At 64.1% G+C, this 25,319-nt stretch carries 23 protein-coding genes and 1 pseudogene; 16 read left to right on the top strand and 8 right to left on the bottom strand.

What is annotated here, in order from left to right:
* The first annotated feature begins 2 nt into the window (after positions 1–2).
* From murD to lpxC, 10 genes are all read left to right on the top strand, one after another.
* Positions 3–2,036: a UDP-N-acetylmuramoyl-L-alanine--D-glutamate ligase gene (murD, locus tag LBW87_RS10140; RefSeq protein WP_225201321.1), complete on the top strand. Its 2,034-nt coding sequence runs from the start codon at positions 3–5 to the stop codon at positions 2,034–2,036.
* Positions 2,033–3,313, top strand: a complete 1,281-nt coding sequence (gene ftsW / locus LBW87_RS10135) for a putative lipid II flippase FtsW (protein ID WP_225201320.1) — start codon at positions 2,033–2,035, stop codon at positions 3,311–3,313. Before murD ends, ftsW begins: the two co-directional genes overlap by 4 nt.
* Positions 3,310–4,392 (top strand): undecaprenyldiphospho-muramoylpentapeptide beta-N-acetylglucosaminyltransferase, encoded by a 1,083-nt coding sequence (murG, locus tag LBW87_RS10130; RefSeq protein WP_225201319.1) that lies wholly within the window; start codon positions 3,310–3,312, stop codon positions 4,390–4,392. The genes ftsW and murG overlap by 4 nt, the downstream gene beginning before the upstream one ends.
* Complete coding sequence (gene murC / locus LBW87_RS10125; RefSeq protein ID WP_225201318.1) at positions 4,389–5,813, top strand: UDP-N-acetylmuramate--L-alanine ligase; 1,425 nt, start codon at positions 4,389–4,391, stop codon at positions 5,811–5,813. The genes murG and murC overlap by 4 nt, the downstream gene beginning before the upstream one ends.
* Entirely contained in the window at positions 5,810–6,811 is a 1,002-nt protein-coding gene (locus tag LBW87_RS10120; protein WP_225201317.1) for a D-alanine--D-alanine ligase, read from the top strand. The genes murC and LBW87_RS10120 overlap by 4 nt, the downstream gene beginning before the upstream one ends.
* A gap of 17 nt (positions 6,812–6,828) precedes the next feature.
* On the top strand, positions 6,829–7,599 hold the full coding sequence (locus LBW87_RS10115) for a cell division protein FtsQ/DivIB (RefSeq protein ID WP_225201316.1): 771 nt from the start codon (positions 6,829–6,831) through the stop codon (positions 7,597–7,599).
* Positions 7,600–7,610: 11 nt separating this feature from the next.
* Complete coding sequence (gene ftsA / locus LBW87_RS10110; RefSeq protein WP_225201315.1) at positions 7,611–8,843, top strand: cell division protein FtsA; 1,233 nt, start codon at positions 7,611–7,613, stop codon at positions 8,841–8,843.
* A 304-nt stretch (positions 8,844–9,147) separates the two neighbouring features.
* Positions 9,148–10,332, top strand: a complete 1,185-nt coding sequence (gene ftsZ / locus LBW87_RS10105; protein WP_225201314.1) for a cell division protein FtsZ — start codon at positions 9,148–9,150, stop codon at positions 10,330–10,332.
* 148 nt (positions 10,333–10,480) lie between these two features.
* Positions 10,481–10,984 carry a peroxiredoxin gene (locus LBW87_RS10100; RefSeq protein ID WP_225201313.1) on the top strand — a complete coding sequence of 168 codons (504 nt, stop codon included), beginning with the start codon at positions 10,481–10,483 and terminating at the stop codon, positions 10,982–10,984.
* A 137-nt stretch (positions 10,985–11,121) separates the two neighbouring features.
* A complete protein-coding gene (gene lpxC, locus LBW87_RS10095) occupies positions 11,122–12,057 on the top strand; it encodes a UDP-3-O-acyl-N-acetylglucosamine deacetylase (RefSeq protein ID WP_225201312.1) in 936 nt (311 codons plus the stop codon).
* A gap of 70 nt (positions 12,058–12,127) precedes the next feature.
* Here lpxC and LBW87_RS10090 read toward each other — a convergent pair whose 3' ends face one another.
* A complete protein-coding gene (locus LBW87_RS10090; RefSeq protein ID WP_225201311.1) occupies positions 12,128–12,640 on the bottom strand; it encodes a DciA family protein in 513 nt (170 codons plus the stop codon).
* Between the two features lie 95 nt (positions 12,641–12,735).
* On the opposite strand from LBW87_RS10090, the gene LBW87_RS10085 reads away from it, so the two are divergent.
* The 6 genes from LBW87_RS10085 (at position 12,736) to LBW87_RS10060 (ending at position 20,145) form a co-directional block, all read left to right on the top strand.
* Positions 12,736–13,713, top strand: a complete 978-nt coding sequence (locus LBW87_RS10085; protein WP_225201310.1) for a M23 family metallopeptidase — start codon at positions 12,736–12,738, stop codon at positions 13,711–13,713.
* A 199-nt stretch (positions 13,714–13,912) separates the two neighbouring features.
* Positions 13,913–16,666 (top strand): preprotein translocase subunit SecA, encoded by a 2,754-nt coding sequence (gene secA / locus LBW87_RS10080; RefSeq protein ID WP_225201309.1) that lies wholly within the window; start codon positions 13,913–13,915, stop codon positions 16,664–16,666.
* 86 nt (positions 16,667–16,752) lie between these two features.
* Positions 16,753–17,538, top strand: a complete 786-nt coding sequence (locus LBW87_RS10075; protein ID WP_225201308.1) for a DUF2272 domain-containing protein — start codon at positions 16,753–16,755, stop codon at positions 17,536–17,538.
* 77 nt (positions 17,539–17,615) lie between these two features.
* On the top strand, positions 17,616–18,851 hold the full coding sequence (argJ, locus tag LBW87_RS10070; protein WP_225201307.1) for a bifunctional glutamate N-acetyltransferase/amino-acid acetyltransferase ArgJ: 1,236 nt from the start codon (positions 17,616–17,618) through the stop codon (positions 18,849–18,851).
* A gap of 5 nt (positions 18,852–18,856) precedes the next feature.
* Positions 18,857–19,732, top strand: coding sequence for an ATP-binding protein (locus tag LBW87_RS10065; protein WP_225201306.1), 876 nt, complete (start codon positions 18,857–18,859; stop codon positions 19,730–19,732).
* Complete coding sequence (locus LBW87_RS10060) at positions 19,732–20,145, top strand: NUDIX domain-containing protein (protein ID WP_225201305.1); 414 nt, start codon at positions 19,732–19,734, stop codon at positions 20,143–20,145. The genes LBW87_RS10065 and LBW87_RS10060 overlap by 1 nt, the downstream gene beginning before the upstream one ends.
* A 62-nt stretch (positions 20,146–20,207) precedes the next feature.
* Here the strand turns inward: LBW87_RS10060 and yacG are convergent, their stop codons facing one another.
* The 7 genes and pseudogenes from yacG to LBW87_RS10025 form a co-directional block, all read right to left on the bottom strand.
* Positions 20,208–20,393: a DNA gyrase inhibitor YacG gene (gene yacG, locus LBW87_RS10055; protein ID WP_225201304.1), complete on the bottom strand. Its 186-nt coding sequence runs from the start codon at positions 20,391–20,393 to the stop codon at positions 20,208–20,210.
* A gap of 12 nt (positions 20,394–20,405) precedes the next feature.
* Entirely contained in the window at positions 20,406–21,161 is a 756-nt protein-coding gene (gene zapD / locus LBW87_RS10050) for a cell division protein ZapD (protein WP_225201303.1), read from the bottom strand.
* Positions 21,162–21,256: 95 nt separating this feature from the next.
* Positions 21,257–21,889: a dephospho-CoA kinase gene (gene coaE, locus LBW87_RS10045; RefSeq protein WP_225201302.1), complete on the bottom strand. Its 633-nt coding sequence runs from the start codon at positions 21,887–21,889 to the stop codon at positions 21,257–21,259.
* 6 nt (positions 21,890–21,895) lie between these two features.
* Positions 21,896–22,759 carry a prepilin peptidase gene (locus tag LBW87_RS10040; RefSeq protein WP_225201301.1) on the bottom strand — a complete coding sequence of 288 codons (864 nt, stop codon included), beginning with the start codon at positions 22,757–22,759 and terminating at the stop codon, positions 21,896–21,898.
* Between the two features lie 16 nt (positions 22,760–22,775).
* Positions 22,776–23,330 carry a type II secretion system F family protein gene (locus tag LBW87_RS10035; RefSeq protein WP_225201300.1) on the bottom strand — a complete coding sequence of 185 codons (555 nt, stop codon included), beginning with the start codon at positions 23,328–23,330 and terminating at the stop codon, positions 22,776–22,778.
* Between the two features lie 101 nt (positions 23,331–23,431).
* Positions 23,432–23,722 (bottom strand): annotated as a pseudogene (locus LBW87_RS23890) (type II secretion system F family protein); the annotation flags it as partial.
* Positions 23,723–24,017: 295 nt separating this feature from the next.
* On the bottom strand, positions 24,018–25,217 hold the full coding sequence (locus LBW87_RS10025; protein WP_225201299.1) for a GspE/PulE family protein: 1,200 nt from the start codon (positions 25,215–25,217) through the stop codon (positions 24,018–24,020).
* Between the last annotated feature and the right edge of the window lie 102 nt (positions 25,218–25,319).

Here is a 25,319-nt window from a genome sequence, read left to right as displayed (position 1 = left end):
CAATGAATTACTCGGGCAAACACGTACTGGTGCTCGGACTCGGTGAGTCCGGCCTGGCAATGGCGCGGTGGCTGGACTACTGCGGCGCCTCCGTGCGCGTGGCCGATACGCGTGACGAAGCGGCGCTGTCCGAGCGCCTGGCAGCGTTGCGCGCCGCCGTTCCGGGCGCGCAAGTCGTGCTGGGCCAGCCGCTGCACGTGACGCTGCTCGATGGTATCGATTTCGTGGCGGTCAGCCCGGGCCTGTCGCCGCAGGGTGACCTGGCGCCGCTGGCGCCTGTCATGGCCGAACGCGGCGTGCCGCTATGGAGCGAGATCGAACTGTTCGCGCAGGCGCTGGCCGCGTTGCGCGAAGAAACCCTCTACCAGCCCAAGGTATTGGCCATCACCGGTACCAACGGCAAGACCACCGTCACCAGCCTGACCGGCATGCTGTGCCAGCGCGCCGGCCTGTCGGTAAAGGTGGCAGGCAACATCAGCCCGGCCGCACTCGACGTGCTGCGCGAGGCGGTGATGGCCGACAAGATATTCCTGGCGGAACTGGCCGAGCAGGACGCCATTGCCGCCGCCGAAGCGCAGGCCGAAGCCGAGCGCCTGGCCGAATTGGCTGCACAGGAAGCGGCAGAAGCGGCAGAAGCTGCAAAGGCAGCCGACGCTGCCAAGAGCAAAAAGTCGTCCGCCCGTATCGAAAGCGACGAAGCGCCGGCCCAGAGCCACGCCGCCGCCAATGATGCCCAGATGGATCTGGCCCAGGCCGATTCCGCAGCATCGGCCGGCGACGAGGCCTCTGCGGCGCCGCCCGAGCAGGACGATCAGGACACAGGGACCGACGGCGAGGCCATCGAGGTCCCGGTCGAGCACCTGTCGACCGAAGCCGCCAATTCGAGCCAGAGCGAAGATGCCTCGTTGCACACCGATGCGACCGGCAACGAAGTGGCCGCGCTGAACCTGGATGACTTCATGCAGGTCTCGCGCACCGCCGAAGAAGACGCGCTGGTCGCCGTGCCGCCGCCCCCGCCGCCGGAACCGACTTACCGTGGCTCGATGCCGCAGGCCTGGGTGCTGGAGTTGTCCAGCTTCCAGTTGCACGCCACCCATAGCCTCAAGGCCGATGCCGCCACCGTGCTCAACCTGAGCCAGGATCATCTTGACTGGCATGGCGACATGCACGCCTATGCAGCCGACAAGGCCCGCATCTTCGGCGAAGGCACCGTGCGCGTGCTCAACCGTGACGATGCGCTGGTCATGAAGATGACCGACGCGGTGGCGCCGGTGTCGTCGTTCGGCCTGGACGAGCCGGCCACGCCCAACAGCTTTGGCCTGGTCAACGACAACGGCATGCTGTGGCTGGCTCATGGTTTCGTGCACGAGGACGATGAACAGCCGACCGGTCGCCGCCGCAAGCAGAAAGACCTGCTGCCGCCGCCGGTCACCGTCAAGCGCCTGATGCCGGTCGACGCCCTGAAGATCCGTGGCGCCCATAACGCCATGAACGCCTTGGCCGCGCTGGCGCTGTGCCGCGCCGTCGACCTGCCGATGGCACCCCTGCTGCATGGCCTGCGTGACTACGCCGGCGAGCCGCACCGGGTGGAGCTGGTCGCCGTGGTGCAAGAGGTCGATTACTACGATGACAGCAAGGGCACCAATGTCGGCGCCACCGTGGCCGCGCTCAATGGCCTCGGCCTGGGCGGACGTCCCAACCGCATCGTGCTCATCGCCGGTGGCGATGGCAAGGGACAGGACTTTTCGCCGCTGGCGCTGCCGGTCGAGAAATACGCCAGCGCGGTGCTGTTGATCGGGCGCGATGCGCCGGCCTTGCGCGCGGCGCTGGCCGACAGCCATGTCGAACTGATCGATTGCGCCACGCTCGAAGAGGCGGTGCAGAAGGCCGGCGACATCGCCCGTAGCGGCGACATCGTGTTGCTCTCGCCGGCTTGCGCCAGCCTGGACATGTTCCGCAACTACGCCCATCGGGCCGAAGTGTTCGTGGATGCGGTGCGCGAATTGGCGCTGTCGCGTGGCGAGGTGATTCTATGAGGCTTGGCATGACGTCACTGCGCCAGTTGCTGGGAAGCGTCAAGGACGCGGCCCCGGCTGCGGCTGGCCGCATGGTCGGGCTCACGCCAAGCGCCAAGGGCAGCAACAAGGCCAGCATGGTCGGCTTCGAGCAGCGCTCGCGCATGATGGAATACGACCAGCCGCTGATCTGGGTGGTCCTGCTGCTGATGCTGTTCGGTATGGTGATGGTGTATTCGGCCTCGGTGGCGCTGCCCGATTCGCCCAAGTACGCCGCCTATTCGAACTACCATTTCCTGACGCGCCAGGCGATCTTCATCGTCATTTCGCTGGTGGCCGCCGCCGTGGTATTCCGGGTGCCAATCGAAACCTGGCAGCGCTGGGCGCCGTATCTGTTCGCCGGTACCTTGATCCTGCTGGTGCTGGTGCTGGTGCCGGGCGTGGGCAAGGGCGTCAACGGCGCCAAGCGCTGGCTGTCGTTCAAGGTGTTCAACCTGCAGCCGTCGGAATTGATGAAGCTGTTCATCGTGCTCTATGCGGCCGATTACACGGTGCGCAAGCAGGCGTTCATGCACAAGCTGGTCAAGGGTTTCGCGCCGATGGCTGCCGCCGTCGGCCTGGTCGGCCTGCTGCTGCTGCTGGAGCCCGACCTTGGCGCGTTCGGCGTGATCGTCTGCATCGCCATGGGCATCCTGTTTCTGGGCGGCATCAATGGCGTCTGGTTTGGCGGCATCGGCGCCACGCTGGTGGGCGTGTTCTCGCTGGTGATCGTGACCTCCCCGTGGCGGCGCGAACGTATCTTCGCCTACCTCAATCCGTGGGAAGAAGAAAACGCGCTGGGCAAGGCCTATCAGTTGTCGCATTCGCTGATCGCCTTCGGTCGCGGCGAGCTGTTTGGCGTGGGTCTCGGCAGCAGTGTCGAGAAACTGCATTACCTGCCCGAGGCGCATACCGACTTCCTGCTGGCGGTGATCGGCGAAGAACTCGGGTTTGTCGGCGTGCTGGTGGTGGTGCTGCTGTTCTACTGGCTGGTCAAGCATGCCTTCGAGATCGGGCGCCAGGCGATTGCGCTGGACCTGACCTTCGCCGGACTGGTGGCCAAGGGCATCGGCATCTGGATCGGCGTGCAGGCCTTCATCAACATGGGCGTGAACCTCGGCCTGCTGCCGACCAAGGGCCTGACGCTGCCGCTGATGAGCTATGGCGGCTCGGGCGTACTGATCAACTGCGTCGGGCTGGCGATCCTGTTGCGGATCGACTATGAGAATCGCGTGCTGATGCGGGGAGGGCGCCTGTGAGTGCATCCCGCAAGCTGATGATCATGGCCGCCGGCACCGGCGGTCATATCTTCCCCGGCCTGGCGATTGCCGAGACCATGCGCGCGCGTGGCTGGCAGGTGTCGTGGCTGGGCACGTCGCACGGCATGGAGCGCGAACTGGTCCCACGCCATGGCGTCGAGATGGACAGCATCGTGTTCTCGGGCCTGCGCGGCAAGGGTCTGATGCATACCGTCAAAGGCGTGTTCCGCCTGGCGGCCAGTTTTGTCAGCTGCTTCAACATCCTCGGCCGGCGCAATCCGGACGTGGTGCTGGGCATGGGCGGCTACGTGACCGTGCCGGGCGGCGCCATGGCGCGACTGCGCGGCAAGCCGCTGGTGCTGGTCAATGCCGACGCGGCCTTGCTGCTGTCGAACAAGACGCTGACGCCATTGGCCAACAAGGTGCTGTTCGGTTTCCCCGCCGATTTTGGCGCGGCCGCCGGCAAGGCCGAAGTCACCGGCAACCCGGTGCGCCGTGAAATCATCGCCTTGCCCACGCCGGCGCCCCGGTATGCAGGCCACAGCGGGCCGTTGCGGATCCTGGTGGTGGGTGGCAGCCTGGGCGCCAAGGTACTTAATGACACCGTGCCGGCAGCACTGGCCCGTTTGCCCGAAGCGCTGCGGCCGGTGGTGACGCACCAGTCGGGCAAGCAGCATATCGCGGCCCTGAAGGCAGCCTACGACACGGCTGGAGTGCAGGCCGAAGTGGTCGATTTCATCGATGACATGCCGCGTCGTTATGCCGAGGCCGACCTGGTGATCTGTCGTGCCGGCGCCATCACGGTGTCCGAGCTGACGGCAGCCGGGGTGGCCAGCGTGCTGGTGCCGTTGGCGGTGTCGACCACCTCGCATCAAATCGACAATGCCAAGTGGATGGCCGCCAATGGCGCCGCGATCCACTTGCCACAACGCGAACTGACGCCGGAAGCATTGGCGGGTTTGCTGCAGAAAATGGACCGCGCTGCATGCCAGGCAATGGCGCAGGCGGCATACGAACAAGGCCGGCGCGACGCCAACGAGGCAATCGCGCGCGTGCTGGAAGGACTGGTAGCACCATGAAACATCGGGTTAAAAACGTTCATTTCGTCGGCATCGGTGGCTCAGGCATGAGTGGCATCGCCGAAGTGCTGTTGAATCTCGGCTATGGCGTCTCGGGTTCCGACCTGGGCAGCAACGGCGCCACCCAGCGCCTGGCGCAACTGGGCGCCAGCATCCGTTACGGCCATGCCGCCGAGAACATCGACGGCGCCGACGCCATCGTCACCTCCACCGCCGTCAAGGGCGACAACCCGGAGGTGCTGGCCGCGCGCAAGAAACATATCCCCATCGTGCCGCGTGCGGTGATGCTGGGCGAGCTGATGCGCCTCAAGAAGGGCATCGCGATTGCCGGCACCCACGGCAAGACCACCACCACCAGCCTGGTGGCCAGCGTGCTGGCGCAGGGCGGGCTGGACCCGACCTTCGTGATCGGTGGCCGGCTGACCAGCGCCGGCGCCAATGCCAAGTTGGGCACAGGCGAATTCATCGTGGCCGAGGCCGACGAGTCGGACGCCTCGTTCCTCAACCTGACGCCGGTGATCGAGGTCATCACCAATATCGACGCCGATCACATGGAGACCTACAACCATGACTTCGCGCGCCTGAAGCAGGCCTTCGTCGAATTCACCCAGCGCCTGCCGTTCTACGGCGTGGCCGTGCTGTGCCTGGACGACGCCCACGTGCGCGAGATCATGCCGATGATCTCCAAGCCCATTCTCACCTACGGCTTCCACGAAGACGCCGACGTGCGCGCCATCGATGCCCGCGCCGTCGACGGCCATATGGAATTCACCGTGATCCAGGAGGGCTACGCGCCGATGCAGATCAGCCTGAACCAGCCCGGGATGCACAATGTGCAGAACGCCTGCGCGGCCATCGCCATCGCCCGCGAGCTGGACGTCGACGACGCCGCCACGCAAAAGGCCCTGACCGAATTCAATGGCGTCGGACGCCGCTTCACCCGTTACGGCGATGTGCCGTTGGTCGATGCCGAGGGCCGTCCTGCCGGGCATTTCACGCTGGTCGACGACTACGGCCACCACCCGGTCGAGACGGCCGCCACCATTGCTGCGGCCCGTGGCGCCTATCCCGGGCGTCGCCTGGTGCTGGCGTTCCAGCCGCATCGCTACACCCGCACCCGCGATCTGTTCGAAGACTTCGTCAAGGTCTTGTCCTCGCCCGACGTGCTGGTGCTGGCCGAAGTCTATTCGGCCGGCGAGGCGCCCATCGTGGCCGCCGACGGCCGCTCGCTGGCGCACGCGTTGCGCGCCGCAGCCAAGGTCGAACCGGTGTTCGTCGACGATATCGCCGACATGCCCGAGACCATCTTCAACGTGGTGCGCGATGGCGATGTGGTCATGACCATGGGCGCCGGCTCGATTGCCGCCGTGCCTGCCCGCCTGACCACCATGGCGACCGAAAAGAGCGGAGGTGCAGCATGATCGACCAAGCCACCATCAAGGGTTTCGGCCGCGTCGGCGTGCTCTTCGGCGGTCGTTCGGCCGAGCGCGAAGTGTCGATGATGTCCGGCAGCGGCGTGCTGCAGGCGCTGCGCAGCAAGGGCGTCGATGCCCATCCGTTCGACCCGGCCGAGCGCAGCCTGGGCGAGCTCGAGGCCGAGCGCTTCGATCGCGTCTTCATCGCATTGCATGGTCGCTACGGCGAAGACGGCACCTTGCAGGGCGCGCTGGAGCAGATGCGCCTGCCTTACACCGGCCCTGGCGTGATGGCCTCCAGCATCGCCATGGACAAGGTCATGACCAAGCGCATCTGGCTGGCGCATGGCCTGCCGACGCCGCGCTTTGCGGTGCTCGATGCCCGCGCCACCCGCGAGCAGTTGCGCCTGGTGCCGGACGAGCTGGGCCTGCCGCTGATGCTCAAGGCGCCGCATGAAGGCTCGACCATCGGCATCGCCAAGGTCAACGGCTACTCCGACATGCAGGACGGTTTCGCCCTGTGCGCAAAGTACGACGATGTCGTGCTGGCCGAGGAATTCATTCGCGGCCGTGAATTGACGGTGCCGGTGATCGGCACTGGCCGCGATGCGCGCGCCTTGCCGGTGATCGAAATTCGCGCGCCGGGCGGCAACTACGATTACCAGAACAAGTATTTCACCGACGACACGCAGTACCTGTGCCCGGCCCCGGTCGATGCCGAACTGGGACAGCGCTTGCAGGAGCTGGCGGTGCAGGCCTATCACGCGGTCGGTTGCCGGGGCTGGAGCCGGGTCGATTTCATGCTGCGCGAAAGCGACGGCAAGAACGAGCCGTATCTGCTCGAGATCAACACCTCGCCCGGCATGACCGGCCATTCGCTGGTGCCGATGGCGGCCAAGGCCGAGGGCGTGAGTTACGAAGACCTGTGCTGCGAAATCCTGCAACTGGCAGCGCTGGACATGAAGCCTGCGGCTGCCTGGGCGCCGCAGGCGAGCGCGCAGTGAACGGAAAAGGCTGAACGATGTGGCAGGACGTCAAGATGCTCAACGCCGCCAGCAGTGCCTTGCTGGCGCTGGTGGCACTGGCGCTGGTGGGTTCGGGATTGTGGTGGGTGGCGCAGCGGCCGATGTTTACGCTGCACACCATCCGCATCGAAAGCGCGACCGAGCTGCCGCTGGAGAAGATCAATGCCCTGACGGTGCGCTCGGCAGCAGTGCCGCGCATCCGGGGCAATTTCTTCACCACCGACCTGACGGCGGTGCGCGGCGCCTTCGAGGCCGTACCCTGGGTGCGGCGGGCGCTGGTGCGGCGCGAGTGGCCGGACCGGCTGGTGGTGAAGATAGAAGAGCATCGGGCGCTGGGCACCTGGGGCGAAGACGGCAAGTTGCTGTCGCAGAAGGGCGATGTGTTTACCGCCAACCTGGCCGAGGCCGAGGACGACGGCGAGCTGCTCGAGTTCGAGGGCCCGGAAGGCAGCGAGGCGCAGGTAGTGGCAAGGCTGGCGCAGTTCCGGCAGTGGTTTGCACCACTCAAGCTGGAGCCCGAAAGCCTGCAGTTGTCCAATCGCTATGCATGGACGCTGCGCATGGATAACGGCATGACGGTCGAGTTGGGCCGGGACCAGGGTGATGCAGTACTGAAGGAACGCGTCGACCGCCTGGTGGCGGTGTATCCGCAGTTGATGCAGCGCTTGCAGGGCAAGATAGAAAACGTGGACCTGCGCTACCCCAACGGGCTGGCGCTCAAGGCGGATGGCATGGTGCTGGCGGGATTGAACGGTAAAAAGAAATAAGCGACAACGACATGACAAAAGACGCAAAGAACCTGATCGTCGGACTCGACATCGGCACCTCCAAGGTGGTCGCGGTGGTGGCCGAGGTATTGGCCGACGGCCGCCATGAAGTCATCGGCCTGGGCCAGTCCGAATCGAAAGGCTTGAAGAAGGGCGTGGTGGTCAATATCGAGGCCACGGTCGAATCCATCCAGCGCGCGCTCGAAGAAGCCGAACTAATGGCCGACTGCAAGATCAGAAACGTCTATACCGGAATCGCCGGCAGCCATATCCGCAGCTTCAATTCGAGCGGCATGGTGGCGATCAAGGACAAGGAAGTCACAGCCGCCGACGTATCGCGCGTGATCGAGACCGCCAAGGCGGTCAACATCCCGACCGACCAGCAGTTGTTGCATACGGTGCCGCAGGAGTTCATCGTCGACAACCAGGAAGATGTGCGCGAGCCGATCGGCATGAGCGGCATCCGCCTGGAAGTGAAGGTGCATATCGTCACCGGCGCCGTGTCCGCGGTGCAGAATATCGTCAAGTGCGTGCGCCGTTGCGGGCTCGAAGTGTCGGACCTGATCCTGCAACCGATGGCCTCGGCCGATGCCGTGCTGACGGTTGACGAACGCGAACTGGGTGTGGTGCTGATCGACATCGGCGGCGGCACCACCGACGTGGCCGTGTTTACCGAAGGCGCGATCCGGCATACCGCGGTGATCCCGATTGCCGGCGACCAGATCACCAACGATATCGCCATGGCATTGCGCACGCCCACGCTGGAGGCAGAAGAAATCAAATTGCGCTACGGCGTGGCCAAGCAGATCCTGGCCGATCCGACCGAGACCCTGGAGGTACCCGGACTGGGCGACCGCAATCCCCGTACCTTGTCGCGCCAGGCGCTGGCGGCAGTCATCGAGCCGCGCGTCGAGGAGTTGTTTGCGCTGGTGCACCAGGTGGTACGCGAGTCGGGTTACGAAGAGGTGCTGTCGTCCGGCATCGTGCTCACCGGCGGCTCGGCGATGATGCCGGGCATGACCGAGCTGGCCGAGGACATCTTCCTCAAGCCGGCGCGCCTGGGTACCCCCGAATACAGCGGCCAGTTGGCTGACGTGGTGCGCAGCCCGCGTTATTCGACGGTGCTGGGCCTGCTGCAAGAGGCCAAGAAGCAATACCTGCGCGGCTACATCGTCACGCGCCAGGAGGGTTCGGTCAAGGCGGTGTGGCAGCGCATGAAGGAGTGGTTCCTGGGTAACTTCTGAGCACGGTCGAGCTTGTTGTGCATCAGGATGTAAAAGTTAGAGGACGCCGTCGGTACAGGCAGTAGGGTGTCGGCGGTGAGCAAGACGGAATTTGGCAAGTCAGTAATTCAGTAAGGCAGTAATCAGTAAAGACAGTCGGGTACAGATAAGTAGTAATTGGACACGATGTAGTTCGGTAGAACAGTAGAAAAGCGGTTTAAACATACTTGGTTGTACAAGCATGCAGTTCTCAGTTGCTAGTCGTCACAGCGCGTGATGCCTATCAACTGCCTGCTGCAGACACACATAATTTAAAGGAGTCATCATGGAAATCGATATGGTCGACAATGCTACGTTGGGCACGATCATCAAGGTGGTCGGGGTCGGCGGCGCCGGCGGCAACGCCGTGCAGCATATGATCAACAAGGGTGTGTCAGGCGTCGAATTCATCTGCGCCAACACCGACGCGCAGGCGTTGAAGCAATCCAAGGCGCATAACGTCATCCAGATCGGCGAGACCGGCCTGGGTGCAGGCATGCAACCGGAAGTCGGCCGTCGCCTGGCCGAAGACACCCGCTCGCGCATCGAGGATTCGCTGCGCGGCGCGCACATGGTGTTCATCGCCGCCGGCATGGGTGGCGGTACCGGTACCGGCGCCGCACCGGTGGTGGCGCAGGTGGCCAAGCAGCAAGGCGCGTTGACGGTAGCGGTGGTGTCGAAGCCGTTCTCGTACGAAGGCCAGAAGTGCATGGACATCGCCGACGCCGGCCTGGAAGAGCTGTCGCAGCACGTCGATTCGCTGATCATCATCCTCAACGAAAAGCTCGAAGAGATCTACGAAGACGACAGCATGATCGAATGGCTGTCGCACGCCGATGACGTGCTCAACAATGCCGTCGCCGGTATTGCCGAGATCATCAACGTGCCGGGCCACATCAACGTCGACTTCAACGACGTCAAGACAATCATGGGCGAGCAGGGCAAGGCCATGATGGGCACCTCCACCGCCTCCGGCGTGGACCGTGCGCGAGTGGCGGCCGAGCAGGCCGTGGCGTCGCCACTGCTGGACGGCATCGACCTGTCGGGTGCGCGTGGCGTGCTGGTCAACGTGACCGCCAGCCGCAGCCTGAAGGGTAAGGAAATCAAGGAAGTGATGGCCACCGTGCGCGCCTTCGCCGCTCCCGATGCATCGATCGCCCAGGGCATTGCCTACGACGACAGCATGGGCGACGAAATCCGCGTGACCGTGGTCGCCACCGGCCTGGGTCGTGCACGCAAGTCGGTGCAGCTGGTGCAGACTCCGGTCATGCGCACCGGTACCCACAACGAGCCGATCATGGCCACCGGCTCGCTCACCCAGGGTGCAGCACAGCCTGCCGGCACGTTCGGCGGCTTCAAGCAGCCGGCGGTGTGGCGTCGTGAGTCGGCTTCCGACACCGTTCGTGCACTCGAAAAGAACGGCATGGAAACCTACGATATCCCGGCTTTCCTGCGCAAGCAGGCAGACTGAGCCAGGCTTGAATTGCCCGTGTCGTCGAAGCTGGTCGACGCGGCGCATGAAAGGCCAGACTGCGGCATACTAGCGCCGCGCCCCCTAATCCGGGGCGCGGCGTTTTTTATTTCCGCGCATCCAATTGACTAAAGACAAGGATCACATCATGACCATCAAGATCGGCGACCGCCTGCCAGCGGGCAAACTGGCTGAATTCATCGAGACCGAAACCGAAGGCTGCTCGCTCGGCCCCAATACCTTCGAGGTGGCTGACCTGGTCAAGGGCAAGAAGATCGCCCTGTTCGCATTGCCCGGCGCCTTCACGCCAACCTGTTCGGCCAAGCACGTGCCGGGCTACATCGCGGCCGCCGAGCAGTTCAAGGCCAAGGGTATCGACGAGATCTGGTGCCTGTCGGTCAACGATCCGTTCGTCATGGGCGCATGGGGTCGCGAACAGAAGGCCACCGGCGTCGTGCGCATGCTGGGTGACGGCAGCGCCATCTTCACCAAGGCCCTGGGCATGGAATTCGACCTGACCGAGCGCGGCATGGGCGTGCGCTCGCAACGTTACTCGATGCTCATCGATGACGGCGTGGTCAAGCAACTCAACCTGGAAGCGCCTGGCAAGTTCGAGGTCTCCAACGCCGAGACGCTGCTGGGTCAGGTCTAATCTGGCGCCGTCGCCCTGACGAAAGTCAGGGCCCGGCGTTGCGCGCTGAACAGTCAATCGCGGCAAATGATTTACGGCTGACCCCGTTTTGCAACAATGCGGGGTTCGATACGCCGGGCAATGGCTATAATGACCGGATGTTGAAACAGCGCACAATCAAGAACCTGGTCCGCAGCGTCGGCGTCGGATTGCACTCGGGCACCAAGGTCGAATTGACCTTGCGTCCTGCCGCGCCGGATGTCGGCATCATCTTCCGCCGCATCGATCTCGATCCCGTGGTCGAAATGCCAATGCTGGCCACCGGCGTGGGGGATACCCGCATGGCCTCGACCCTGACCAAGGATGGCGCCAAGGTTTCCACGGTCGAACACCTGCTGTCGGCGTGCGCTGGCCTCGGCATCGACAATCTCTATATCGACCTGACCGCTGAAGAGATCCCCATCATGGATGGATCGGCTTCGTCGTTCGTGTTCCTGTTGCAACAGGCCGGGCTGCAAGAGCAGAACGCTGCCAAGAAATTCATCCGCGTGCTCAAGCCGGTCGAGGTGCGCGAAGGCACCGGCGACAAGGAGAAGTGGGCGCGTCTGGAGCCCTACAACGGTTTCCGGCTCAAGTTTTTCATCGAATTCAATCATCCCGCCGTGGATGGCACCGGACAGGTGGCCGAGGTCGATTTCGGCGTCGATTCGTACGTCAAGGAAATCGCCCGCGCCCGCACCTTCGGTTTCATGCAGGACGTCGAGACCTTGCGCGGCATGGGCCTGGCCCGTGGCGGCTCGTTCGAGAATGCGATCGTCATGGACGAGTACCGCATCCTCAACGCCGACGGCTTGCGCTACGACAACGAATTCGTGCGTCACAAGATCCTCGATGCGATCGGCGATCTCTACATCATCGGCCATCCCCTGCTGGCCAGCTACGACGCCCACAAGTCCGGTCATGGTCTCAACAACCAGTTGCTGCGCCAACTGCTGAGCCAGCCTGACGCTTATGAAATCGTCACCTTCGATTCGATCGAGACCGCGCCACAGACCTACGTGATGCAGGCCAAGCAGGAGTGGGCCCTCAACTGAGGCCCCGGCGAAGACGCAGGGTTTGATGTTGCCGGGCGGAAATTAACCGGCTTTCCTTCCGCTGTTCTGACTATGTGCGGCTGGTGCGACGGCGTACCATGGCGTCGATGGCATCCTTGAGCGCCTGGTTGCGTGGGGTGTCTTCCAGCGCGGTGCTCAGTTCGGCGAACGAATTGACAGCAGTCGATGGCAGTTCCAGCACCCGTTTGGGGATGGGTGGCGGTGCGGCAATCTTGCCAACTTGCACTTTGATACGGATTGAATTAACCTGCCATCCGTCTTTTTGCAGGCGATCTTGCAGCCGTGGGAGCAATTGTTTGAGGCGGGCCGCGAGTGCTGCGTTGGGCGCACTCATCACCAGTTGCCCGGATTCGAATTGCAATATCTCGCAGGTCTCGAACATGCTCGGCAAGCTCGCCGCGCATGTCTTCTGCAGTGAACTCAAGCGGGCCAACGCCGGCATCAGGGCGGCCATCGCCGAGTTCGACTGCAAGTATACCGATGCCTCCTTCGTGCTCCGCGCCATGCGCTGGGCGCTCGTGAGGCTGGGCCGATAAGGGGTGAATGTGGATGCGTACTTCATCTTGAAACCTTATCACATCCGGTTCGTCACCGGCTGGTGTCTGAGAGCCTGTTGATGCGGTCTGGCCGCGTCGACACCGGCTCCATGGAGAAAAGATGCAGATTATCCTGTTGCACCCCCGACTGACCAAGGCGCGCTCGATCACCTTGACCTCGCGCCACGTATTGCTTGCCCTGGTGCTGCTGGTGGCGACCGTGTTCGGATCGGCGGCGCTGCTGTCCTACTTCGCGTTGCGCCATGCCGGCGACGCCGACGCTTCCCCTGCGTTCCACCGCCTGGCGGTATCGATGAGCCAGCAGGAAGACGACCGCAAAGAAAAATACCTGAAGGAAAACCTGGCCATGATGGCCGTCAAGCTGGGCGAGATGCAGGCCCAGATGATGCGTCTGGACGCTCTGGGCGAGCGGGTCCAGGGCCTGGCAGGCGTGCGTCCCGAGGAATTCAACTTCAAGGAATTGCCCGGTCGCGGCGGGGTCGAGACCTCCGGCATCGGCGGTGCCGGGCGCGAAGTCGGCATGAGCGAGCTGCAGAAGATGCTCGATGCCCTGGCGGTCGACGCCGGTCATCGCACTGACTATCTCAACGCGGTCGAGTCGACCCTGATGAGCGACAAGATCAAGTCGCGCCTGTTGCCGACCAATCAACCCGTCAATGTTGCCTACAATTCATCGAGCTTCGGCTGGCGGCTCGATCCCTTCAGCGGCCATAACGCCTTTCACGAGGGGCTGGACTTTCCGGCCCCGGTCGGTACCCGCATCGTGGCCGCGGCCGCCGGCGTGGTGATCGCGGCCGAATATCATTATCAATTCGGCAACATGCTCGAAATCGATCATGGCAATAACATCATCACCCGCTATGCGCATGCCTCGCAGCTGTTCGCCAAGGTCGGCGACATCGTCAAGCGCGGCCAGCACGTGGCCGATGTCGGTTCGACCGGTCGCTCGACCGGCGCCCACCTGCATTTCGAGGTACGCATCCGCGGCGTGGCGCAAGACCCGCGCAAGTTCCTGGCATTGGGCGCGACCGGTGGCAACCAGCCGCGTGCGGCGCCGGTGTTCGTCGCCGGCCGCTAGAATTGCCCGGCTGGCATCTTCGCCGCTGTTCGTCCCGTATTGAATCTTTGCAATCGGTCCCGATCTACAGCCGGGTGCGCGGCGGTGCCCCTGGGCGCTCGCGTGCTAAAATCGGCGGTTTATTATTGGCCTTTCCACGCCGGGCGTGCCAAGGCGCCTGCGGCCGGTATCTTTTTCGGCTCTTTTATAGAATCCAAGCATGTCATTTCTGACCAAGATCTTCGGTAGCCGTAACCAGCGGTTGCTAAAACAATATCAAAAAATCGTCCGCCAGATCAACGCGCTCGAGCCGTCGATCGAAAAGCTGACGGATACCGAACTTCAGGCCAAGACGCCGGAATTCAAACAGCGCATCGCGGGCGGCGAGAGCCTCGATGCGATCCTGCCGGAAGCCTTTGCGGTCTGCCGCGAAGCCAGCCGCCGGGTGCTCAAGATGCGTCACTTCGACGTCCAGCTGATCGGCGGCATGGCGCTGCACTTCGGCAAGATCGCCGAAATGCGCACCGGCGAAGGCAAGACCCTGATGGCCACGTTGCCGGCCTATCTGAATGCGCTGGGTGGTAAAGGCGTGCACGTCATCACCGTCAACGACTACCTGGCGCAACGCGACGCCGAGTCGATGGGCGCATTGTATGGCTGGCTGGGCCTGAGCACCGGCGTGAACCTGTCGCAGATGGAACATGACCTCAAGCAAGAGGCCTATGCATCCGACATCACCTACGGCACCAACAACGAATTCGGCTTCGACTACCTGCGCGACAACATGGTGTTCGACGCTGACGACCGGGTGCAGCGTGGCCTGAACTTCTCCATCGTCGATGAAGTGGACTCGATCCTGATCGACGAGGCGCGTACGCCCCTGATCATTTCCGGCCAGGCCGAGAACCACACCGAGCTGTACCACAAGATGAACGGCGTGCCGCCGCTGCTGACGCTGCAGATCGGCGAGGAAACCCCGGACGGCAAGGGCAAGATCGAAGTCCCCGGTGACTACACCAAGGACGAGAAGAGCCACCAGGTGCTGTTGACCGAGGCCGGTCACGACAAGGCCGAAGAAATCCTGACCCAGATGGGCCTGCTGCCGGAAGGCGCCTCGCTGTACGATGCGGCCAACATCACGCTGATCCATCACCTGTATGCGGCGCTGCGCGCCCATACGCTGTATCACAAGGATCAGCACTACGTGGTGCAGAACGGCGAAGTCACCATCGTCGACGAATTCACCGGTCGCCTGATGACTGGTCGTCGCTGGTCCGACGGCCTGCACCAGGCGGTCGAGGCCAAGGAAGGCGCGAAGATCCAGAACGAGAACCAGACCCTGGCCTCGATCACCTTCCAGAACTACTTCCGCATGTACGGCAAGCTGTCCGGCATGACCGGCACGGCCGACACCGAAGCCTACGAATTCCAGGAAATCTACAAGCTGGAAACCGTGGTGATCCCGCCCAATCGCCCGAACGCGCGCAAGGACCGCCAGGACCAGGTCTACAAGACCGCGCAAGAGAAGTACATGGCGATGGTCAAGGACATCCAGGACTGCTACGAGCGCGGCCAGCCGGTGCTGGTGGGTACCACCTCGATCGAGAATTCCGAACTGCTGTCGGGCATCCTCAACAAGGCCAAGCTGCCGCACAACGTGCTCAACGCCAAGCAGCACGCACGCGAAGCCGAGATCGTGGCGCAGGCCGGTCGTCCCAAGATGATCACCATTGCCACCAACATGGCCGGTCGCGGCACCGACATCGTGCTGGGCGGCAATGTCGACAAGCAGGTGCAACTGATCGAAGCCGACGACAGCCTGTCGGACGCCGACAAGGCCTCGCGCGCCGAGCAGTTGCGCGGTGAATGGCAGTCGCTGCACGACCACGTCGTCAACGCCGGCGGCCTGCACATCATCGGCACCGAGCGTCACGAATCGCGTCGCGTCGACAACCAGCTGCGCGGTCGTTCCGGCCGTCAGGGCGACCCCGGATCGTCCCGTTTCTATCTGTCGCTGGACGATGCATTGCTGCGCATCTTCGCCGGTGACCGCGTGCGCGCCATCATGGATCGCCTGAAGATGCCCGAAGGCGAACCGATCGAGGCTGGTATCGTCAGCCGTTCGATCGAATCGGCGCAACGCAAGGTCGAGGCCCGCAACTTCGACGTGCGCAAGCAGCTGCTCGAATACGACGACGTGGCCAACGACCAGCGCAAGGTCATCTACCAGCAACGTAACGAGTTGCTGGAGTCGGCCGAGATGGCCGAGATGATCGCCTCGCTGCGCGAAGGCGTGTTCACCGACCTGTTCCGTGCGCATGTGCCGGCCGAGTCGATGGAAGAGCAGTGGGACATCCCCGGCCTGCAGGCCGTGCTCAAGAGCGAATGGCAGCTCGATGTGCCGCTTGACGCCATCCTCGAAGCCGAGCCCGACCTGGCCGACGACGACCTGCTCGAGCGCGTGCTGAATGCCTCCAAGGAAGTCTACGACGCCAAGGTGGCGGTGGTCGGCGTGGAAGCCTTTGCCGGCTTCGAGCGCAATGTCATGCTGCAGAGCATCGACAATCACTGGCGCGAACACCTGGCTGCGCTGGATCACCTGCGCCAGGGTATCCACCTGCGCGGTTACGCCCAGAAGAACCCCAAGCAGGAATACAAGCGCGAAGCCTTCGAGCTGTTTGCGCAGATGCTCGACCTGATCAAGAACGAAGTGATCAAGGTGGTCATGACGGTGCGCATCCAGAGCCGTGAAGAGATCGAGGCAGCCGAGGAAAGCCTGGCCGCCGGCGGTCCGGCCAACGTGCACTTCCAGCACGCCGACTTCGATCCCGAAGCCGCGCCCGAAGAACTGCTGGCGCCCACCGTGGCCAGCGAAGCGGCCGACGAGTCCGAGTACGCCAAGGTCGGTCGCAACGATCCTTGCCCATGCGGCAGCGGCAAGAAGTACAAGCAGTGTCACGGCAAGCTGGCCTGATCCGGGTTTCGGATCGGCCCGCGCCGGGATGACAGAAGCCGTTCACCATGACCTGGTGAACGGCTTTTTTTCGACTCGAGGAGCGCATGCAACACACCCGTCACCTGCCGTTACTGGCCGCCGCCTTGCTGCTGGCAGGCTGCGCATCGAACCCCATGCCGCAGTGGAAGCCGGGCGACCCCGGCTATGTCGCCGTCACGCCGGCGCAGCCGCGTCCGACCATGACGGCGGTGCCGCCGGTGGCCATCAGCACTGACGCTCCGACCCGGGCGGCGCTGGTGGCTGCGGCGCGGGCCGAATGGGACTTCTTCGGCAACCAGCAGATCGATATGCGCCATGAGCCCTTCAGTTCGCCCCGCCTGGGCCTGCTGGAAGACGAAGGCGAAGCGGTGCAGCGGGTCGGGCAATACTGGCATGCCGTGGGCCGCAACCTGACCGGCGCCGATTGCGACCAGCCCTGGTCGGCCGCATTCATTTCGTGGCTGATGGTGTCGACCAATGTCTCGCCGCAGGACTTCGCGCCCAGCGAGACCCATTTCAACTACCTCAGCTTCCTGCGCCAGCGTCAGTCGGGGCCGGCGCCGCAGTTCGTGTTGCGTTCTGCGGCCAGCGAGCCGTTGGCCGAGGGCGACCTGATCTGCGCGCCGCGCGGCAGCAACGCCGCCACCACGCTCGAAGACATACAGCCGGGGCTGGCCGGGCACTGCGACCTGGTGGTCGAAGTGCATGCCGATGAGGGCTGGGCCGGCGTCATCGGCGGCAATGTCTTCAATTCGGTGTCCGAATCGCTGATCACGGTCGACCCGCAAGGGCGCGCCGTGCCGTTCTCGCAGCGGCCGTGGCTGGTGGTGGTCAAGAATCTGTTGCCGTGAAGCGGGATGGCTTTGTCATCAGCGGGTGATCGAAAGTGTTTAAAATAGGCGCTTCGATTTTTTGCTGAAAGCACGCCATGGCCGTCAATTCCCCGATTCCCGTTTCTTCCGACCTCCACGCCGTCGCCGGCATCGAACTCGGCCATGCCGAGGCGGGCGTGCGCAAGGCCAATCGCAAGGACTTGCTGGTGCTGAAGCTGGCGCCCACGGCCACCGTGGCGGGCGTATTCACCAAGAACCGTTTCTGCGCCGCCCCGGTGCAGGTCTGCAAGGCCCACCTCGAACAACTGGTGGCTGACAAGCCGATCCGCGCGCTGGTGATCAATACCGGCAACGCCAATGCCGGCACTGGCGAAGAGGGCCTGGCGCGCGCCAACGCCACGTGCGACGCGCTGGCCGGCTTGCTGGGCGTCGACGCCGGCCAGATCCTGCCGTTCTCGACCGGTGTGATCCTGGAGCCGCTGCCGGTCGAGCGCATCGTGGCCGGGCTGCCCCAGGCCATCGCCAATCTCAAGGCCGACAACTGGTTCAATGCGGCCGAGTCGATCATGACCACCGACACCCAGCCCAAGGCGGCGTCACGCACCCTGACCATCGGCGGCAAGCAGGTCGTGATGACCGGCATCAGCAAGGGGGCCGGCATGATCAAGCCCAACATGGCGACCATGCTGGGCTTCCTGGCGTTCGACGCCAAGCTGCCGCAGGCGCTGTTGAACCAGCTGGTCAAGGATGCCGCAGACCAGTCGTTCAACTGCATCACCATCGACGGTGACACCTCGACCAACGATTCCTTCATCCTGGTCGCCACCGGCGCCGGCGAACTCGACATCACCAGTGCCGACAGCGCCGAGTACCAGCAACTGGCGGCCGCTGTCACGGCGCTGTCGCAACACCTGGCGCACCAGATCGTGCGCGATGGCGAAGGCGCCACCAAGTTCATCGAAGTCGCCGTCGAAGGCGGCAAGAGCGTCGAGGAATGCCGCCAGATCGCTTATTCGATCGGCCACTCGCCGCTGGTCAAGACCGCCTTCTTCGCCTCCGACCCGAACCTGGGCCGGATCCTGGCCGCCATCGGCTACGCCGGCGTGGATGACCTCGACGTGTCCAAGCTCAACCTTTACCTGGACGATGTCTGGGTCGCCAAGAATGGCGGTCGCAATCCCGACTACCGCGAGGAAGACGGCCAGCGCGTCATGAAGAAGTCCGAGATCGTGGTGCGCGTGAAGCTGGCCCGGGGCGATGCATCGGCCTCGATCTGGACCTGCGACCTGTCCCACGATTACGTCACCATCAACGCTGATTACAGGTCCTGAAATCCATGACTCAGTTAGATCAATTCCTGTTGCGCGCCGAGGCCTTGCTGGCGCGCGTCGAAGCCATCCTGCCCAATGCCGCCGGTCGCGAGCCCGACTGGAACGCCGGCGTGGCGTTTCGCTGGCGCGGCGCGTCCGGCCAGCGTGCCGGCTACCTGCAATCGGTAGGCCAGATCTCGAAGATCGGCCTGTCCGACCTGCATAACATCGGTCCGCAAAAGGAGCAGATCGACCAGAACACCCGGCAGTTCGTCGATGGTCGTCCGGCCAACAACGTGCTGCTGACCGGCGCCCGCGGCACCGGCAAGTCGTCGCTGATCAAGGCTTGCCTGAATCAGTACGCCGATCGCGGCCTGCGCCTGATCGAAGTCGACAAGGATGACCTGCACGACCTGCAGGACATCGTCGAGCTGGTCTCGGCCCGGCCCGAGCGCTTCATCGTGTTCTGCGACGACCTGTCGTTCGAAGAGGGCGAAAGCGGCTACAAGGCGCTCAAGGTGGCGCTCGACGGCAGCATCGCGGCGCAATCCGACAACGTGCTGATCTACGCCACCTCCAACCGCCGCCACCTGATGCCGGAACGGCTCTCCGACAACAGCACCTACACCCATACCGAAGACGGCGACCTGCATCCGGGCGAAACCGTCGAGGAAAAGATCTCGCTGTCCGAGCGCTTCGGGCTGTGGGTAACTTTTTATCCGTTCAAGCAGGACGACTTCCTCGATATCGTGGCCCACTGGCTGCGCCATTTCGGTTGCACCGATGCCCAGGTCGAAGCCGCGCGTGGCGATGCGCTGCGCTGGGCCTTGCAGCGCAGTTCACGTTCGGGACGCGTGGCATGGCAGTTCGCACGTGACTACGCCGGCCGGGCGCCGGGCTGATGGGCGACCACAAGAAGGCGCCCATCGATGTCGCCGTGGGTATTCTGATGCAACCTAACGGTGACGTCTTGCTGGGGCAGCGGCCCGAGGGCAAGCCCTATGCCGGTTACTGGGAGTTCCCGGGCGGCAAGGTCGAAGCCGGTGAAAGCATATTCGCCGCCTTGCAGCGCGAGCTGAAGGAAGAACTGGGGCTGGATGTCATCGATGGCGAACCCTGGTGCGGGGTAGAGCATGTCTATCCACATGCGCATGTCCGATTGCATTTCTTTATCAGCCGTCAGTGGCGCGGCGAGCCGCAAAGTCTGGAAGGCCAGGCCTTTGCGTGGCAGGGTTCGGTGGGTGTCGAGCCGTTGCTGCCGGCGACCATTCCATTGATCGAGTGGCTGGACCGTCTGCGCTATGGCGACAATTGAAGTCCGTTAAATGAAAAAAGCCGCATGATGCGGCTTTTTTCTTGGCGAGAAGGCGGCCGGCGTTATTGCAGCGGCTTGTCTTCGTCGTTCTCCTGCGGCAGGTTCACTGCCGGAATGGCGTACTTTTCTTCGGCCCAGGCGCCCAGGTCGATCTGTTTGCATCGATCCGAACAGAATGGCCGAAACTTGTTCTTTTCGATCCATTGCACCTTGGCGCCGCAGGTCGGGCAGTCAACGACAGCAGTCATCGCATTCCCCCCTCAGAACCCGCACAGCGCCAGTTCGAACGGCACTTCGCCTTCGAACGAACGCGGCTTGGGTTCGCCGTCCTGCTGGGTAAAGCGGACCCACAGCATGTACTTGTTGGCCGAGATTTCGGGGATGGCGCCCAGTTCGATGTCCAGCGACAGGCGCAGCATCTGGTACACCTTGCCTTGCAGCATCTGCTGATAGCTGCCGCCTTCTGCATTGATCTTGACCGCATGGCCCGACTCGCGCAGCAGGCGCAGCACGATGGAGATGGCGTCGAACAACGCCGCAAGGGGCGCGAACCAGTTAGAAATATCGTTGAAGCGGCGCTCGAACGAGTGTTGTTGCCAGGCGTAATAGGCTGGCAAGTCGAATTCGCAGGCGCCGCCGGGAATGATGGTGCGGCCGCGGATGCTCATCAGCCATTCGTTGTCGCGGATGTTCTGTCCGGTCTTGCCCTGGGCAGCGGCCAGGGCGGTGCTGGCCTGGTCGACCTCGGCCAGGATCGCATTGAGCATCTCGGGCTCGACGTTGGGATTGGTCTGGTAGGCCAGCAGGATCTGCTTTTGCCGCTCCAGCTCTTGCAGCAGGTCCGACTTGAGGTCGGCGCGTCCGGCCACTTCCAGCATCTCGAAAATGGTGGAAAGGGCGATGTGATGCTGATGCGGGCTTTCCTGGTGCAAGAAGAAGACGAACTTCTCGTACAGGTCTTCCAGTCGCAACAGCGTGCGAATACGCTCATTGAAAGGGTATTCGTAGACGATCAAAGCATGATCCCTTTATTGGTTGAACCGGACACGATGGCAGCACGTCGCGTGCTGCCGGCGACGTTGTGTGTGATTCTGACCCATGCAGAGGAAAATTACAATTGAATGGCGGCCTGGCGTGCCAATGCGAGATAGGTCGCATGCAATGCCTGCACCTGCGGGCGCAATTCTGCCGCGCTGGCGTTGTTCTCGATGACGTCGTCGGCCACCGCCAGGCGCGCTGCACGACTGGCCTGCGCGGCCATGATGGCCTCGACCTCGTGGCGCTGCAGGCCGTTGCGCGCCATGACCCGTGCGACCTGGACTTCTTCGTCGCAGTCGACCACCAGGATGCGCGAGGTGCGTCCCACCCAGTTGCCGGATTCGACCAGTAGCGGCACCACGAAGATCAGGTAGTCGCCGTCGGCGCGTTCGGCGGCATTGATGGTTTCGCTGCGGATCAGTGGATGCAGGATGGCTTCAAGCTGGTGGCGCGCCAGGTGGTTGCCGAAGACGTGACTGCGCATGCGGACGCGGTCCATGGCGCCCTGGGCGTCGATGAATTCGGCACCGAACTGGGCCGCAATATCGGGGATCGCCAGCCCCCCAGGCGCCGTCAACAGGTGTGCAATGGCGTCGGTATCGACCAGCGCCGCGCCCAGTTCGCCCAGCAGGTTGGCCACCGTGGTCTTGCCGCTGCCGATGCCGCCGGTCAGTCCGACCGAAAAACGCTGTGCCTTGGAAGTCATGGAGAATCAGTAGTCGTAGAAGCCGAATGAAAGCCAGCTGGCGCCGAACAGCAAGGCCATGATGCCGGCCACGGCCAGGTAGGGGCCGAAGGGAATCGGCTGGTCGCGCTCCTGGCGGCGCAGCAACACCAGCGCGATGCCGACCACCGCGCCCAGCGCCGAGGCCGACAATAGCACGAAGGGCAGCGCCTGCCAGCCGAGCCAGGCGCCGAGCGCCGCCATCAGCTTGAAGTCGCCATAGCCCATGCCTTCCTTGCCGGTGGCCAGCCTGAAGCCCCAGTAGATCAGCCACAAGGCGACATAGCCGCCAGCCGCGCCCAGCACCGCGTCGTGCAGCGGCGTCAGGTGGTGGTTCAGGTTCACCAGCAGGCCCAGCCACATCAGCGGCAGGGTCAAGTCGTCGGGCAGCAGCATGGTATTGGCATCGATGAAGGCCAGCGCAACCAGGAAGGCGCAGCAGAGCATGATCGCCAGCCCGTGCGATGCCGCGCCGAAGCGCCAGGCGGCCACCGCAAACAACGCGGCGGTGAGCAGTTCGACGGCGGGATAGCGCAGGCCGATGGCGGCCCGGCAGTCGTGGCAACGGCCGCGCAGCCAGAGCCATCCCAGCAGCGGCACATTGTGCCGCGCCCGCACGGCGGCACCGCAATGGGGGCAGGCCGAGCGCGGCAGTAGCAGGTTGTAACGATCGGTGTGCGGCAACGCTTCGCCTCGTTCAGCGGCGACGAAATTGGCGCTCTCGCGCAGCATCATGCGCGGCAGCCGGTGAATCACCACATTGAGGAAGCTGCCCACCGCCAGCCCGAGCAACCCTGCCAGCAGCGCAATCACGGGGTTGCCCACGGCGGCTGCCGCATCGAAGTAAGACATTGTTTGTAGACCCGCTCTAGAGCACCGACCCCATATTGAATATCGGCAGGTACATGGCCACCACCAGGCCGCCGATCAATATGCCCAAAACCGCCATGATAATCGGTTCCATCAGACTGGTGAGCGCATTGACGGCGTCATCCACTTCACGCTCGCACAGCTCGGCCACCCGGGACAGCATGGCGTCGAGCGCGCCCGACTCCTCGCCTACCGCGACCATCTGTATCGCCATCTCGGGAAAGACGCCGGTGTTGCGCATGGCCGTGTGCAGGTTGGTGCCGTGGCCGATAGCCTCGCGCATGGCCAGGCTGGCCTCGGCGTAGACGATATTGCCGGCGCTGCCGGCGGCGCTCTCCAGCGCTTCCAGCACCACCACGCCGGCCCCGAACAGGGTGCCGAAGGTGCGGCTCCAGCGGGCGATGGCAGCCTGGCGCGCTGCCAGGCGGCGCGCACGTCGGGCCGTCGCGCCAGCCAGCTGGCCGCGCCCAGGGCTAGTGCCGCAGCCCCCAGCAACGCCAGCCAGTGGCGCGCCAACCCGCGCGAGAGGGCCATCACGATCCGGGTCGGCCATGGCAGCTCGGCGCCGAAGTTGCGAAACATTTCTTCGAACGACGGCACTACCCACAGCATGATGACCAGTGTCACCAGCAGTGCCGCCACCAGCACCGCACAGGGATAGGCCAGTGCCGCCCGGATCTTGCCGCGCAGGGCCAGCGACTTCTCGCGGTAGAGAGCGATGCGGTCGAGCATGGTGTCGAGCATCCCGGCCAGCTCGGCCGCCCGCACCATGTTGCACACCAGCGTATCGAATTGGCGCGGATGGCGCGCCAGTGCGGCATGCAGGCTTTCGCCGGCGGCGACATCGGTGCGCACTGCCTGCAGCAGCGGTGCCATGTGATTGGATTGCCTGTCGCCGGTGGCGATATCGAGCGCCTGCAACAACGGCAGGCCGGCATGCAGCATGGTGGCCAGCTGGCGCAGGAAGGCTGCGACCTGCTTGTCGCTGATCCGGGCGCGGGTACGCGAGGCTGCGCGGCGCTCGGCGGTGGCGCGCCGGTGCGCCGGTGACGACCCGCCGGGCCGGCCACCTGCTGCGTGAATCCTGGCGATGCGTATGCCCTGGCGGCGCAGGTTAGCGCGCGCCAGCGCCACATCCTGCGCCAGGATGGTGCCGCGTTGCGGCTGTCCCTGGCGATCCAGGCCCTCCCAGTCGAAGCGGTGCTGGCGGCTGGCCGGCAAGGGTGTGGACGAACCGGCGTCAGGTGCAGGCAAGGACTTCTCTCAGGCTGGTCTGGCCCTGCAACACCTTTTGCAGTCCGGCGCGGCGCAGGTCGATGATGCCTTCGCTGCGCGCCTGGCGGGCCAGATCGTTCGCGCTGGCGCTGGCCAGGATCAGTTGCTCGATGCCGGGGCTGATCGGCATGACCTGATACAACCCGGTTCGTCCGCGATAACCACTCTGGTTGCACTCGCTGCAACCGCGCGGCTTGAACAGGGTCGGGCCGGCACCCAGGTCGGCCTCGTTGAAGCCGGCCCGGCGCAATACCTCGGGCGTCAGATGCAAGGACTCGCGGCAGCGGCACAGCCGGCGCACCAGGCGCTGGGCGACGATGAGCGTGACCGACGAGGCAATATTGAAGGCGGGTACACCCATGTTGAGCAGTCGCGTCAGCGTCGCCGGCGCATCGTTGGTATGCAGGGTCGATAGCACCAGGTGGCCGGTCTGCGAGGCCTTGACCGCGATATCGGCGGTGTCGAGGTCGCGGATCTCGCCCACCATCAGGATGTCGGGGTCCTGACGCAGGAAGGCGCGCAACGCCACCGCAAAGTCGAGCCCGGCCCGTTCGTTGATGCTGACCTGGTTCACGCCCGCCAGGTCGATCTCGACCGGGTCTTCGGCGGTGGCGATGTTGACCCCGGGCCGGTTGAGCAATTGCAGGCAGGCATATAGGGAGACGGTCTTGCCCGAACCGGTGGGACCGGTCATCAGCACCAGGCCATGCGGCTTGCGGATGGCCTGCAACAGCGCCTCCTGTTGCGCCGGCTCATAGCCAAGTTGCTCGATGGCCAGTGCCGCCGGGGCGCCGTCGAGTACGCGCAGCACGATCTTTTCGCCGAACTGGGTCGGCAGGGTGGAGACGCGAAAGTCGACCACCCGACCCTGGTCGAGCGTGAGACGCATCTTGCCGTCCTGCGGCACCCGCCGTTCGGCGATGTCGAGTCGCGCCAGAATCTTGATGCGGGCCGACAGCTTGGTCTTGAGCGACAGCGGCGGCGGCGCCGTTTCGTGCAGCACGCCATCGATGCGCAGACGCACGCGGCAGAAGTGCTCGAACGGTTCGATGTGCACATCGGAGGCGCCCACCGCTACGGCGTCGGCCAGCAGCTTGTGCAGCAGGCGCACGACCGGGGCGTCGTCGCGATGGTCGTCGGGGGCGGGCGGGGAGTGACTGTCCAAGGGATTCACCTGTCGGCAAGGGAAGCGTCGGGCAGTCTCCCATATCGGCAGGTGGTCGCGGGCGACGGCGGCGCCCGCGGCGGTAATTCGGCGAACGGCTCG

This window comes from Herbaspirillum sp. alder98 (assembly GCF_020179755.1).
GTDB lineage: Bacteria > Pseudomonadota > Gammaproteobacteria > Burkholderiales > Burkholderiaceae_D > Herbaspirillum.
The sequence above is the reverse complement of the archived record's forward strand: the minus strand, read 5'-3'. Positions and strand labels throughout refer to the sequence as shown.